Raw genomic sequence first — 12,855 nt, forward strand, 5'->3', positions numbered from 1 at the left:
ATCGTCATTATAAAAATCGTAAAACTCGAACTACGCCGTCTAAAGGATATAAATAAAAAGGACTCGAAAGAGTCCTTTTTATTTTATGCTTGAACGGTGATATGCTTGAATTCTTTTACGTTAAATAATCCTTTGTCGGTTAATTTTAGACACGGGATAACAGGCAAGCTTAAGAAAGATAGTGTCAGCAGGGGATTGAATTTCTGTGAAATATCAAGCTCATGAAGAGCCCCGTGAAGCTGCTTAAGTAAGCTGTTTACTTCATTATAAGGGTGAGGTGACATTAATCCTCCAATGGAAAGAGGGAGGGAGCCAATCACTTCATTGCCTTTTACAATAACAATACCTCCGCCGATTTCTTCAAGTGCCGCAATTGCTTTTGCTAAATCTTCATCATTTGTTCCTACGGCTACGATATTATGTGAATCGTGAGCAATCGTGGTAGCAATCGCTCCGTCTTTTAACTGAAAACCTTTTACAATCCCAAGACCAATATTCCCTGTTAGATGATGACGCTCAACAACAGCCATTTTCAGCTGATCGTTTTCTACAGAAGACTGAAATTCGTTTTGCTTCACTTGAACTTCTTCTACAATATGATTTGTAAGCAGGCTGTTTGGATTAATTTCAATAATATTAGCGCGATTGTGCTGAAGTGGTATCGTAAGTTTTTTAATGGAAAACTCTTTGAGATGAACAGAATTCATTAGTTCTGTTGGAAGATCAATTTGTTCTTCTTGAACAGAAAGCATCTCTCCCTTTTCAGCAATAAGCTCTCCGTTTTGATAGACATGTGCTGCAGATATATCGGTTAAGTCGTCTAATAGAATAAAATCCGCTTTGTAACCAGGAGCAACCGCACCTCTATCTTTTAACCCGTAGCATTCAGCGGCATTTAACGAAGCCATTTGAATCGCAATTAACGGATCCAGCCCGAGTTCAATAGCAAAACGAACATTGTAATCAATAGAACCTTCCGTTAATAAATCATCTAGGTGTTTGTCATCGGTACAGAATAAAAATCTGCGCGCGTTACGTTCATTTACAGCAGGTAATAGTTGTTTCAAATCTTTAGCGACAGAACCTTGGCGGATCAGAACATACATCCCGCGCTGAATACGTTCAATTGCTTCTTCTGCTGTTACGCATTCATGATCTGTTGAAATGTCAGCGGTACGATAAATATTAACGCCCGTAGCATCTAGCCCTGAGCCGTGCCCATCAATTACGCCGTTTGCATCGTTAGCTGCTTGTAATTTATCGAGCATATCGTCATCTCCATCTCGCACAGCAGGGAAATCCATCACTTCTGCTAATCCAAGCACGCGAGGGTGAGAGAAAAATGGCGCTAAGTCAGCTGCTTTTAAGACGGCTCCAGAGCTTTCAAAAGGAGTTGCCGGCACGCTTGAAGGTAAGTTCACAAATACGTCTAAAGGAATGGAATCCGAGTTTTGAAGCATAAACTCAATGCCAGATTTCCCTGAAACATTCGCAATTTCATGAGGGTCCGTTACGACAGTTGTGACGCCTCTAGGTACAAGAAGTTTTGAAAACTCTTTAGGTGTAACCATTGATGATTCAATGTGAACGTGTCCATCAATGAACGTAGGAGAAATGTATTTTCCTTTTGCATCAACGACGTTATTCCCATCGTATTGACCTATTCCAACAATCACTCCATCAGCAATCGCAATATCGGCTTCAATGATGGAAAGCGTAAAGACATCGATAATTTTCCCGTTTTTCACTACAAGATCTGCAGGTATTTTTTTATTGGCAACAGCAAGCTGTTTTTTTAAGATTGTTTTTGTATTTGACATGAATGTGACTCCTCTCATTGTATAACTGAATAACAATGAAGGACTATGTAAGGGAGAACATAAAGAAGAATAAAAATGCAGTATGAATGATGTTCAACCCTCGTAGTCCAACTATTTACGGTAGTTCGGTAGAAACTCTTGGACCCTATTTCCAAGACTATACGAGCTTTAGGTATTTCGATACATTCTATAGACAAATAATAAAAACGTCAATTCCTAATAAAAAAGAAAGATTTTTGGGAATATTTCATCTATGTGTATGTAAACGATTTAACTCTTCTTTGCTCGCTAAAAGGTGCAGCATTCATGTATAGAAAAAAATGTAGAAAAAACCGTCAATGGCTATTAGTCATTGACGGAGTTGTCATTAAGCTTGTTTACGCAGTGTACCTAATTCTTCCGCGATTGCTTGCATTTCACTTGGGCTAAAAGAATCTTTTCTCATTACCATATCGTATAAGTACTTTAAGTCTTCATACATTTCTTCGTCAAAAGCTTCAGCTTTAATTGCTCCGATATTTAGCATGCGCAGTTTTTCACTAATGCTATCGACCATATGTTTAATATTTTCTGGAGATTTTACTGATAAATCCACTTTGTTCATCCTTCCAGTTGCGTTTTTTTTATTGTAACATGTTTTTATCGTGTGAACACTTTTATGTCAGGTTCTTATCCAAAGAAGAGTGGAAACGATATAAATAAAAGAAAACTATTTTTTAGTTTGAAAATGATTGTATATAATGTTTGTAATAAGGGAAAGGAGTCGAGACTATGATTAACGTATTATTCGTTTGTTTGGGAAATATTTGTCGTTCACCCATGGCAGAAGCGGTCTTTAAAGATATGGTGAAGAAAAAAGGGCTAGAAGGACAAATTCACGTAGATTCTGCAGGCACAGGAGGCTGGCACAAAGGCAATCCTCCTCATGAAGGGACGCAATCTATTTTAACGAAAAACAACATTGATTTTAAAGGGCAAACAGCAAGACAAGTGATTCAAGAGGATGTAGCTAAATTCCATTATATTATTGGAATGGATGTCGAAAATGTAGGAAACCTGAGAAGGATGGCTGGACATACTAAAACAGGTTATATTGCAAGGCTTTTGGATTTTGTGCCCGATTTACATATTGAAGATGTGCCTGATCCTTATTTCACGGGAAATTTTGACGAAGTATATGACTTAGTTCAAGAAGGATGCAAGGCTCTTTTAGACGAAATTATAGAGAAGCATTTCTCGGAATAAGCGATACTTAAAAAATAAAAAACGGAGGAGAAACGACAAATGGGTAAACGAAATAAGCTAGTAGAAGGTATTGTCATTGGAGCAATTATAGGAGGAGCTGTTTCTTTATTTGATAAAGAAACAAGAAGCTCCGTCATTCAAGGAAGTAAAAAACTGAAAGACAAAACAACAACTCTTATTCAGCACCCTGAACTTGTAACGGATACTGTCAAAGAGAAATATGAAACCATCCGTACGACCATCGAGCAAGTTTCTGAAGATGTATCATTTGTAGCAGGAAAAGTAGAAAAGTTAAAAGAAACAACGCCTCAGGTGATGGAAATTGTAAACGATACAAAAGAAGCATTTGTGGAGAAGTATGGTGATGAACAAAAATAAATAAGGAGGCACATATGGCTGGAATGTACATGAATAACATCGTAAGGTTTGGCAAAGAACTGATGGGCCGCATTCATCGAGATGAGCTGCCCAGTTTATCAGCTGAATTGGCTTATTATCTGCTGCTCTCGCTATTTCCTTTTTTAATTTTCTTAATTACGCTGATTGGATTTTTGCCATTGGAATCAACAGACCTGCTTGACTTGGTCGAAAATGTAGCGCCACAGCAAACGCTGCACATGATTGAAAGCAACGTTTCCCATATCATTGGTTCTCATAATGAAAAGCTATTGTCCTTTGGTATCATTGCCACGATGTGGTCTGCTTCAAATGGAATTAATGCGATCGTAAGAGCATTTAACCGAGCGTATCACGTACAAGAAAATCGGCCTTTTTTAGTGGCGAGAGGTATGGCAGTTCTCCTTACTTTTGCGATGATATTTGTTATTATTGTAGCGCTTTTACTTCCTGTTTTCGGTCATATGATTGGCCTTTATTTATCGTCTACGTTTGGGTTTTCAGAAACTTTTCTCGCTTTATGGTCTGCTTCCCGCTGGATTATCAGCGGCCTCATTTTGTTTACTGTTTTTACGGGGTTATATTACTTTGCTCCTAATAAAAAGCTGCTGATTCGAAATGTTGTAAAAGGAGCGGCTTTTGCTACGGTCGGCTGGACAGTGGTATCGATGCTATTTGCTTATTACGTAAATCATTTCAATAACTATACAGCTACATATGGAAGCTTGGGTGGAATTATTATCCTGCTTATTTGGCTGTACCTATCGGGGATGATTATCGTTATTGGAGGAGAAATTAACGCTATTTTCTACGACCGTCGAGTCAAATCTTCATAGTCACAAATTGGGATGAAATCATTCGCAAGATAATGAGCATACTAACAAAGTGAAAGGGAGGTTTTACATCATGACAAAGCATACAAAAAAAGACGGAAGCAATACAAAGCAGAATAAAAAGAGCCAGCCGAAGCATAAAACAAGCAACAGCCAAAATGGACAAAACGGTTACCATTAAGGCATTGATTTTCATAATAAAAAGCCTAACAAATACGTTAGGCTTTTTTGCGTTAAGATTTTAGCAAGCGAAGGCCGTTTAAGATAACTAAAATGGTGCTGCCTTCGTGACCTATAACACCAAATGGCATATCAAGCACTTGGAAAAAATTCGAACAAATTAATAAAAAGATGACGGCAATAGAAAAAATAACGTTTTGTTTCACAATTGAGTTCATCCGTCTGGAAAGAGCTACTGCATCCGAAATTTTTGATAGATCATTTTTCATTAAAACGATATCCGCTGTTTCAAGTGCCACATCCGTTCCTTCTCCCATGGCTACTCCAACGTTAGCAGTAGCCAGAGCAGGTGCATCGTTAATGCCATCTCCCACCATTGAAACGGTAGGGAATTTTTCTTTTAACGCTTTAATTTTATCTACTTTCGCTTCAGGCAAACATTCTGCAATGTATTCATCGACTGCACATTCTTTTGAAATGGCTTCGGCTGTTTTTTCGCTGTCTCCTGTAATCATGACGGTATGAATGCCCTGCTCTTTAAGAGATTTAACAGCGTCTACAGCTTCTGTTCGTACAACGTCTTTTAGCGCAAGCAATCCCACAATACCATGCTGGTCTTTTGCGTACACAATCGTTTTTCCTTCACTGGCAAGCGTAGATGAAATCCCATTTTCAAATTCAGCTGCATCTTCTTTACCTACAAAATCTGCTTTTCCTATCTTCCACGTATCTCCTTGAAGAGACCCAATGACACCATATCCGGGAACGTCTTCAAGCGAATCTGGCTGAACGAGCGTCAATTCCTGCTTATTTTTCACAAATTCAACAATGGATTGAGCAAGCGGATGATTGGACTGACGTTCAATTGATGCGATTTTAACAAGAAATTCCTGTTCGTTCATATCAGAACGGACAATGACATTTGTTACTTCTGGCTTTCCTTTTGTTAACGTTCCTGTTTTATCAAAAGCAATTGCGCTTAAATGGCTTAACCTTTCCAAATGCACGCCGCCTTTGAACAAAATTCCTTTTTTTGCTCCGTTTGAAATAGCAGACAGCGAAGCAGGGGTGATAGATGCAACCAGAGCGCAAGGAGACGCTACAACTAAGAGAATCATTGCACGGTAAAATGTCTCGGTCCAGCTCCATCCAAGCACATAGTGTGGGAGAAATAGCATAACTGCCACAACCGATAGAACAATTTTTACGTATGTGCCTTCAAATCGTTCAATAAACAATTGAGAAGGCGACTTTTCACTTTGAGCCGTTTGAACAAGTTGAATGATCTTTTGAAACAGCGTCTCAGCACTTGGCTTTGTCATTTTAATGGTAATGGCGCCTTTCACATTCACCGTGCCCGCGAATACTTCATCATCGAGCTGTTTTAGTACAGGAACAGATTCCCCTGTAATAGCAGCCTGATCAATCGTTGTTTGACCTGAGACAACAATACCATCGGATGGCACTCGTTCACCCGGCTTAACTAGCAGCAAGTCACCGATTTGTAAATCCGAAATGGATACAATTTCTTCTTGATCTCCAATCAGACGCGTTGCTTCTTGCGGCTGTAAATTCATCAAGGCGCTAATTTCTCGGTTGCTTTTATTCATGGTGTACGTTTCTAATGCACCGCTTAATGCAAAAATGAAAATAAGCATAGCACCTTCTGTCCAGTAGCCAATTACAGCCGCTCCAATGGCTGCAATAATCATTAACATTTCGACATTCAATTCTTTATTTTCAATCGTTTCTTCAATACCTTCTTTTGCTTTAGCAAATCCGCCTATCACGTAAGCTAATACAAAGAGCGTAATAGATACAGCAGTATCCTGCTGTTTTGACAGCAGCCAGCCGGCTAAAATCAGCACGCCGCTTAACAGTGCAGCAATGAGTTCACCATGTGTTTTTAATACGTTGACAGCAGAAGATGTTTGAGGCGTTTGTTCTTGTTTTTTAGATAACGCATTTTCCATACAAATCCTCCTTGAACGATAATTGAGAAGAATAATCACAATCATTACCCCTAAAAAAACACGAAAGCTGCCATCTCAGCGATAGCAGCACATTTTTTCAGTTCTTCTCTTTTAAATTGGGATATTTAGTATAGTATAGCACGGAACAAGCAAGGAGGTAACGACTAACGCCTAAAAAATAAAAACAGAATGCAGCTGGACGTCTGCATTCTGTAAAAAACGTACTACATATCTAAATGTTCTTCATAATATTTATAAGCGGAAGTGTAAATGTGCTCGATATCGGCATCCGTCATGTACATTAAGGTTTCACGGTCAATCCCCTTCATTGTTTCAATAAATGTAATCATGTTTTTGCGTTCTTGTCTGCTCATTTATTATTCTCCTCTCCATCTGTTTTAATACAGTTTATTATATTTAATTGTATTATATAACAGAAAAAGTATTTTGTGTGGATTTTTTTTAAAAATAGGCAAAAAAATTTAGAAAGACGTAAATAATTGACTATATAGAAAAAGGTGTTTTATAATTTATATATGAACATATGCTCATATACTTGCATATAATGAACGGAGAGATGTTATGAAAAAAGATGAACATTCGTTTTTATCGCCTCAAATAGTAGAAGAAGCGTCAAGAATACTAAAAGCTATTTCAGATCCTACGAGAATGAAAATTCTTTATTTACTATTTCAAGAAGAGTGTTCAGTCGGTCATATGGTTGAAGTGCTTGGTGTTTCACAATCAGCTATTTCACATCAGCTGACTCACTTGCGTCATTTACGTTTAGTAAAATATCGCCGTGAAGGGAATACGTATTTCTATACGTATGATGATGAACACGTGGTCGGAATACTGCATCAAGTAATTCAGCACGTAGAATGCGCACATAACGAGTAAAAGGAGGGGCTTTGCATGAGTCATGATCATCACCACCATCATGGTCACCATCACCATTTTGATACACAGCGTGAAGGCAACAAAAAAGGTCTGTTAATTGCACTCATTATCACAGCGGGTATTATGGTTCTTGAGTTTGTTGGAGGGCTTTTTACAAATAGTTTAGCGTTATTATCCGATAGCGGACACATGCTTTCTGATACAAGCTCACTTGCTCTTAGCCTTGTAGCGATATGGTTTGCTAACCGAGCTGCATCGGCTAAAAAAACGTACGGTTATTATCGTTTTGAAATATTAGCGGCTCTTTTTAACGGAGTGGCACTGTTTGTAATAGCAGGATTTATCATCTATGAAGCCTATCAGCGCGTATTAGAGCCGCAGTCTGTAGCAAGCGGCAGCATGATGCTGATTGCTACCGTTGGTTTACTCGCTAATTTAATCAGCGCCTGGTCACTTATGAGACAAGGCGATGTAAAAGGAAATGTAAATTTACGCAGCGCTTACTTACACGTACTGGGAGATGCTTTAGGATCTATTGGAGCTATTGTAGCGGGATTTCTTATGATGCTGTTTGGATGGTATATTGCTGATCCTATTATTTCTGTAGTTGTGTCTGTATTAATTTTAAAAAGCGCTTGGGGCGTGCTTGCCCACAGCGTTCATATTTTGATGGAAGGCTCTCCTGAAGGGGTAGATCACAGTGAAATAAAAAACCTTCTTGAAAACATTGAAGGAGTCAAAGATGTGCATGATTTACACATTTGGACGATTACTTCAGGACTGGACTCATTGAGCTGTCATATGCGCGTAGAAGATGAAAAAGATAGTCAGCAAATTTTGCAAAAAGCCATCGATTTAGTACATGATCACTGCGGCATTGAGCATACAACGATACAAATTGAAAAATCAGCTCTTCAGCATCGAACGCTAAAAGTTTAAAAAACAAGCGAGAACCTATAGGTTCTCGCTTGTTTTTTGTTGCCTAGGCATCTTTTGTCCGAATACAAAAAGAATAATAAAAATAAAGCCAAGCATCCCGCTAATAATATTAAAAAAGCTGATATGGTGAAAGAACTGAATAAACGTGCCGCCTATGTAAGGGCCGGCAAGGCTTCCGATACTAAAAGCAATGCCGCATAGTAAATTACCTGTAGGCAGTAGACGAGCAGGAATCAAATCCGTCATATAGCTGATTCCTAAACTGAACGTCGAGCCTACAACCATCCCAGCTATAAATAAACAGGCTACTAATGGAATAGCGGTCTCTTCCAAGAGGCTTGCTGTAAAAAACGTAACGGCTCCAATTGATAAAATCCATCCTAATACCAATTTCCGTCCAAATTTATCGCTCAGTATTCCCAGAGGAAGCTGAAATACAATAGCTCCAACTGCAAAGGAAGTCAGCAGCAGTGAAATAAACTCTACTTGTAAACCAATTCGTAAGCCATATACAGGAAAGCTTCCGTTCAGTGATGATTCTAAAAATCCATATCCAAAAGGCGGCAAAAAAGCAATCCAAGCATACTTAGCGGCCTTAGAAAATCGCTTAGCCGTTTCTTTTAATGAATTAACCTCCACTTCCTGTAAGGGAAATTCATTTTTTATCAAAAATAAAAACACCCACGTTATGAGGCAGAGAGCTGAAGAAATCATAAAAGGAAGCGCTTGATTAATTTCAATTAACGGCGTCATTAAAGGGCCAACAGCAAAACCAATACCGAAAAAAAGCCCGTACAATGAAATGTTTCGACCTCGTTTATCAGCAGGTGAAGACGATGTAATCCACGTTTGAGTACCAAAGTGCAGCGCGTGATCTCCTATTCCAATAAATAAACGGAGCACAAACCAAAAAACAACAGATTTCCACAGGGGAAACAAAGCTAAAGATACAATAACTAAAAGTCCGCCTGCTGCGATAATTGGTTTATATCCGTATCTGCGAAGCGGGGCTTCCATGAAAGGAGAAATAAATAAAATGCCTAGGTACAATCCAGTTGCGTTTAATCCATTTATAGTAGAAGAAAGACCGTCTTTCTCAAAAATAATAGCAATTAAAGGCAGCAGCATACCTTGGCTGAATCCAGAAATGGCGACAAGGCTAACTAAAATCCAGAAACGTTGTTTATGAGTAGCACTCATAGCATTCAACCTCTTTTTATCTATATTTTGTCAATCTAACTGTTTCATCGTACAAGGAAAACGCTTTATTGACAAGGATGTAGACGTGCTGTGCTGTTAATTTGACATCTTTTTATAAGGAAAGTAGAATAAAACATGTAAATAGTTACATGTTTTAATTTACAACAAAAAGGCGATCGCTAGGATACAAACAGTGCTTAAGAAAATAGCGACATTCACAATCAATGTCGGTACAACGAGTGTCATTGGTCATACAGGAAGTGCAAAATATAAACGCTTACACAACTGCTTTTTTCTAGGCACTGCTGTGAGACATTTAGATCGCGTTGTGTCAGACATATACGAAGTGTTATAAATCAAAGGAGCGATATAAAAATGGAAAATTTTATTGGGAATCATATGATTTACACATACGAAAACGGATGGGAATATGAAATTTATATCAAAAACGAAAATACAATCGATTACCGTATTCATAGCGGAATGGTGGCAGGACGATGGGTTCGTGACCAAAAAGTAGATATCGTGAAGTTAACAGAAGGTGTATATAAAGTATCGTGGACTGAACCGACTGGAACAGATGTATCTTTGAACTTTATGCCTGATGAAAAACGGATGCACGGCATTATTTTCTTCCCAAAATGGGTACATGAACATCCTGAAATTACCGTGTGCTATCAAAATGATCATCTCGATTTAATGTATGAGTCTCGTGAGAAATATGAAACGTACCCGAAATATGTGGTTCCGGAATTTGCTGACATTACATTTATCAAAAATGTCGGAGAAAACAATGAGGAAGTTGTAGCTCAAGCCCCTTATGAAGGAATGACGAATGATATTCGCGCTGGAAAACTAATTTAACATGAAGCCATAAAAGAGGCTGAGACAAAATTATTTTAGTTGAAGGTAGATCCGAACGAATTTGATTCTTGATGAAGAATCAAATTCGTTCGGATTTTTTTATTGTGATGGTGCCCGGAAATAAACAGCAGTGTAACAAGTATCCATATTGAGAGTAGTGAGTTATATAAAAAGCGGTTTATAATAAAGTAAAGGAGTGAAAAAAATGGAATTTAACATGAAAAAAGAGGCGGGATTTACAACAAATCTTCCTTATGGAGAGCTACATATCGCTGGAGATGAAGAGTATGGCTTTCGTCCGTATCAGCTAATGACATCGTCCATTGCTGTTTGCAGCGGAGGCGTGTTAAGAAAAATTCTAGAGAAAAAAAGAATTGCTTTTTCCGATTTACGCATCCAAGCTGATGTGACACGAAATGATGAAAAATCGGGGCGAATCGAGAAAATTCATTTGCACTATATCATCACAGGAGAAGACCTGCCATTAGACAAAATTGAAAAATCAATTGAGCTAGCACGAAAAAATTGTTCGATGCTACAGTCGGTTATTGACAGTATAGAAGTGACAGAAACCTTCGAAATTAAATGAGGTTGGGGCAAAAGTATTTTAGTTGAAGAAGATCCGAACGATGAATCAAACTCGTTCGGATTTTTTATGGTGTTGTTACAAGCGGTTCAGCTCCTTGTTCCCATTTGTTCGTCTTTAGATGGAATGGACTTAGCTACGTCTCAATCTCATATTTCCTTCGGTTTGCTTCCGGCTTTATCAAAATAGCGCATGCGTTCAGGAGTCAACTGAAGAAGCAAATAATTTGGATCATCTGGACTTTTAATCCACTCTTTTAACTTTTTATTCCAAAATTTCTTTTTTAACTCTTCGTTTGTTTCTACATTTACTTTGGCTTCTACCTCTACATACGGATCACTCCAACCTTGCCCATCATAGCCTAACAAAATATGAACGTAAGAGTTTTTTTCTAGTTCTTCGACTTTATGGGTATCTTTATTGGTGGCGGTGTAGAGCACAAGATCTTCATGAAAAAACATCATAAAGCGTGAATAAGGTTTTCCATCTTGAATTGTAGCTAACGTTCCAATTGTATAGTCATCCAGTACGGATAAAATTTGATTTTTCACATCATTATTGCTCATTTTTTCACTCCTTATTATATCTTTTTACCCTTGGTAGTTTGGCTGATTTTTAACTATCTTAATCAAAAATCAATTAAGGGTTTATCATTTATAAAAATAGGTTAAAAATACTAACATTGACGGTGAGTCTATACAAATTCCATTAATTTGATATGATTGATTTTGTTGTCAAAAAATGAATAAGGTAGGTGTACATATCGATGATCAATCGGATTTTTCTTATAGCGGTTATTCTTGGGGTGCCGCTATCTGTTATTGGGCACATGATGCACTGGTCAGATGTTCTTATGTTTATTATTTACTGTTTAACAATCATTGCCCTCGCAGCTTTTATGGGGAGAGCAACAGAGAGCTTAGCTGTTGTAGCTGGTCCTCGAATAGGAGGTCTATTAAACGCTACGTTTGGTAACGCTGTAGAATTAATTATTTCTATTTTTGCTCTGAAAGAAGGCCTTACAGCGGTGGTGCTTGCATCGTTAACCGGTTCTGTATTAGGAAATCTTCTTCTTGTAGGCGGTCTTTCATTCTTCATCGGGGGATTAAAATTTAAGCGTCAAGAATTTAATGTCTATGATGCAAGACATAATTCTGGATTATTGATCTTTGCCGTTATCGTTGCGTTTGTTATTCCTGAAGTGTTTGCTAGCGAAATGAACGAAGCGAAGACCATGTCCCTGAGTGTCGGAATCTCCATTATTCTCATCATCTTGTACTTAGCGGCGTTATTTTTTAAGCTGGTAACGCATCGAGGCGTGTATCAGCATAAAAGTGAAGAAGTGGAAGAACATGAGGAGCCAGAGTGGTCAATGTGGAAAGCGATTACTGTTCTCTTTTTGTCTACGTTAGCTGTAGCTTACGTATCCGAAAGCTTGGTTAGCACAATCGAAATTGTATCGGAAAGCTTTGGCTGGAGTGAGCTGTTCATAGGGGTCATCATTGTAGCGATTGTTGGGAACGCGGCAGAGCATGCTTCCGCTATTATTATGGCCGTTAAAAATCGCATGGGTGTAGCTGTTGAAATTGCTGTTGGATCAACTTTACAAGTAGCGATGTTTGTAGCACCGATATTAGTACTTGTTTCGCTAATGTTCGAAAACCAAATGTCTCTTGTTTTTACTTGGCCTGAGTTGATTGCGATGGTAACAGCTGTATTTTTAACCATTGCGATTTCTAATGACGGAGATACAAACTGGTTTGAAGGCGCAACTCTTTTAGGTGCTTATATTATTATGGGAATTGGTTTTTATCTTATTTAAAAAAGAAACGTTCACTTTATGTGGACGTTTCTTTTTGTGTGATTGAATAGAAGAATTTCCCTTTCGGTATTCAGGATAAAACAGGGGATGTTTGAAA

General features: G+C 38.2%; 15 protein-coding genes and 1 riboswitch. Of the genes, 9 read left to right on the forward strand and 6 right to left on the reverse strand.

From position 1 onward, the window contains the following. Positions 1 to 83 precede the first annotated feature (83 nt). On the reverse strand, positions 84 to 1,820 hold the full coding sequence (gene ade / locus JNUCC25_RS01885) for an adenine deaminase (RefSeq protein ID WP_029324581.1): 1,737 nt from the start codon (positions 1,818 to 1,820) through the stop codon (positions 84 to 86). Between the two features lie 83 nt (positions 1,821 to 1,903). Beyond that, positions 1,904 to 2,005, reverse strand: a riboswitch (purine riboswitch). A 182-nt stretch (positions 2,006 to 2,187) separates the two neighbouring features. After that, complete coding sequence (locus tag JNUCC25_RS01890; RefSeq protein ID WP_013055127.1) at positions 2,188 to 2,415, reverse strand: DUF1128 domain-containing protein; 228 nt, start codon at positions 2,413 to 2,415, stop codon at positions 2,188 to 2,190. Between the two features lie 176 nt (positions 2,416 to 2,591). On the opposite strand from JNUCC25_RS01890, the gene JNUCC25_RS01895 reads away from it, so the two are divergent. Genes JNUCC25_RS01895 through JNUCC25_RS01905 form a run of 3 tightly spaced genes read left to right on the forward strand, consistent with a single transcriptional unit; the run spans position 2,592 to position 4,297 of the window. Continuing rightward, positions 2,592 to 3,065 carry a low molecular weight protein-tyrosine-phosphatase gene (locus JNUCC25_RS01895; RefSeq protein WP_013055128.1) on the forward strand — a complete coding sequence of 158 codons (474 nt, stop codon included), beginning with the start codon at positions 2,592 to 2,594 and terminating at the stop codon, positions 3,063 to 3,065. 39 nt (positions 3,066 to 3,104) lie between these two features. Continuing rightward, positions 3,105 to 3,443: a hypothetical protein gene (locus JNUCC25_RS01900; RefSeq protein WP_013055129.1), complete on the forward strand. Its 339-nt coding sequence runs from the start codon at positions 3,105 to 3,107 to the stop codon at positions 3,441 to 3,443. A 14-nt stretch (positions 3,444 to 3,457) separates the two neighbouring features. Continuing rightward, positions 3,458 to 4,297, forward strand: a complete 840-nt coding sequence (locus tag JNUCC25_RS01905; protein ID WP_013055130.1) for a YihY/virulence factor BrkB family protein — start codon at positions 3,458 to 3,460, stop codon at positions 4,295 to 4,297. 230 nt (positions 4,298 to 4,527) lie between these two features. Here the strand turns inward: JNUCC25_RS01905 and JNUCC25_RS01910 are convergent, their stop codons facing one another. Continuing rightward, complete coding sequence (locus JNUCC25_RS01910; RefSeq protein ID WP_064471273.1) at positions 4,528 to 6,447, reverse strand: heavy metal translocating P-type ATPase; 1,920 nt, start codon at positions 6,445 to 6,447, stop codon at positions 4,528 to 4,530. A gap of 224 nt (positions 6,448 to 6,671) precedes the next feature. Continuing rightward, on the reverse strand, positions 6,672 to 6,821 hold the full coding sequence (locus JNUCC25_RS01915) for a BH0509 family protein (protein WP_013055132.1): 150 nt from the start codon (positions 6,819 to 6,821) through the stop codon (positions 6,672 to 6,674). Positions 6,822 to 7,029: 208 nt separating this feature from the next. On the opposite strand from JNUCC25_RS01915, the gene JNUCC25_RS01920 reads away from it, so the two are divergent. Beyond that, positions 7,030 to 7,347 (forward strand): ArsR/SmtB family transcription factor, encoded by a 318-nt coding sequence (locus JNUCC25_RS01920; protein WP_013055133.1) that lies wholly within the window; start codon positions 7,030 to 7,032, stop codon positions 7,345 to 7,347. A gap of 15 nt (positions 7,348 to 7,362) precedes the next feature. Continuing rightward, entirely contained in the window at positions 7,363 to 8,286 is a 924-nt protein-coding gene (locus tag JNUCC25_RS01925; RefSeq protein ID WP_029324576.1) for a cation diffusion facilitator family transporter, read from the forward strand. A 15-nt stretch (positions 8,287 to 8,301) separates the two neighbouring features. On the opposite strand, the gene JNUCC25_RS01930 is transcribed toward JNUCC25_RS01925, so the two are convergent. Then, positions 8,302 to 9,486, reverse strand: a complete 1,185-nt coding sequence (locus tag JNUCC25_RS01930) for an MFS transporter (RefSeq protein WP_064471274.1) — start codon at positions 9,484 to 9,486, stop codon at positions 8,302 to 8,304. A 193-nt stretch (positions 9,487 to 9,679) separates the two neighbouring features. On the opposite strand from JNUCC25_RS01930, the gene JNUCC25_RS01935 reads away from it, so the two are divergent. The 3 genes from JNUCC25_RS01935 to JNUCC25_RS01945 all read left to right on the forward strand — a co-directional run bounded on the left by JNUCC25_RS01935 (position 9,680) and on the right by JNUCC25_RS01945 (position 10,939). Further along, positions 9,680 to 9,841, forward strand: a complete 162-nt coding sequence (locus JNUCC25_RS01935) for a DUF3237 domain-containing protein (RefSeq protein ID WP_157835281.1) — start codon at positions 9,680 to 9,682, stop codon at positions 9,839 to 9,841. 20 nt (positions 9,842 to 9,861) lie between these two features. Continuing rightward, positions 9,862 to 10,350, forward strand: coding sequence for a phenolic acid decarboxylase (locus JNUCC25_RS01940; RefSeq protein WP_029324572.1), 489 nt, complete (start codon positions 9,862 to 9,864; stop codon positions 10,348 to 10,350). Between the two features lie 205 nt (positions 10,351 to 10,555). Next, positions 10,556 to 10,939, forward strand: a complete 384-nt coding sequence (locus JNUCC25_RS01945; protein ID WP_029324570.1) for an OsmC family protein — start codon at positions 10,556 to 10,558, stop codon at positions 10,937 to 10,939. 146 nt (positions 10,940 to 11,085) lie between these two features. Here the strand turns inward: JNUCC25_RS01945 and JNUCC25_RS01950 are convergent, their stop codons facing one another. Next, positions 11,086 to 11,502 (reverse strand): pyridoxamine 5'-phosphate oxidase family protein, encoded by a 417-nt coding sequence (locus JNUCC25_RS01950; RefSeq protein ID WP_029324566.1) that lies wholly within the window; start codon positions 11,500 to 11,502, stop codon positions 11,086 to 11,088. A 200-nt stretch (positions 11,503 to 11,702) separates the two neighbouring features. Between JNUCC25_RS01950 and cax the strand changes: the two genes are divergently transcribed. After that, entirely contained in the window at positions 11,703 to 12,758 is a 1,056-nt protein-coding gene (gene cax, locus JNUCC25_RS01955; protein ID WP_013055139.1) for a calcium/proton exchanger, read from the forward strand. Positions 12,759 to 12,855: the final 97 nt, after the last annotated feature.

The sequence above is a fragment of the Priestia sp. JNUCC 25 genome (assembly GCF_053667915.1).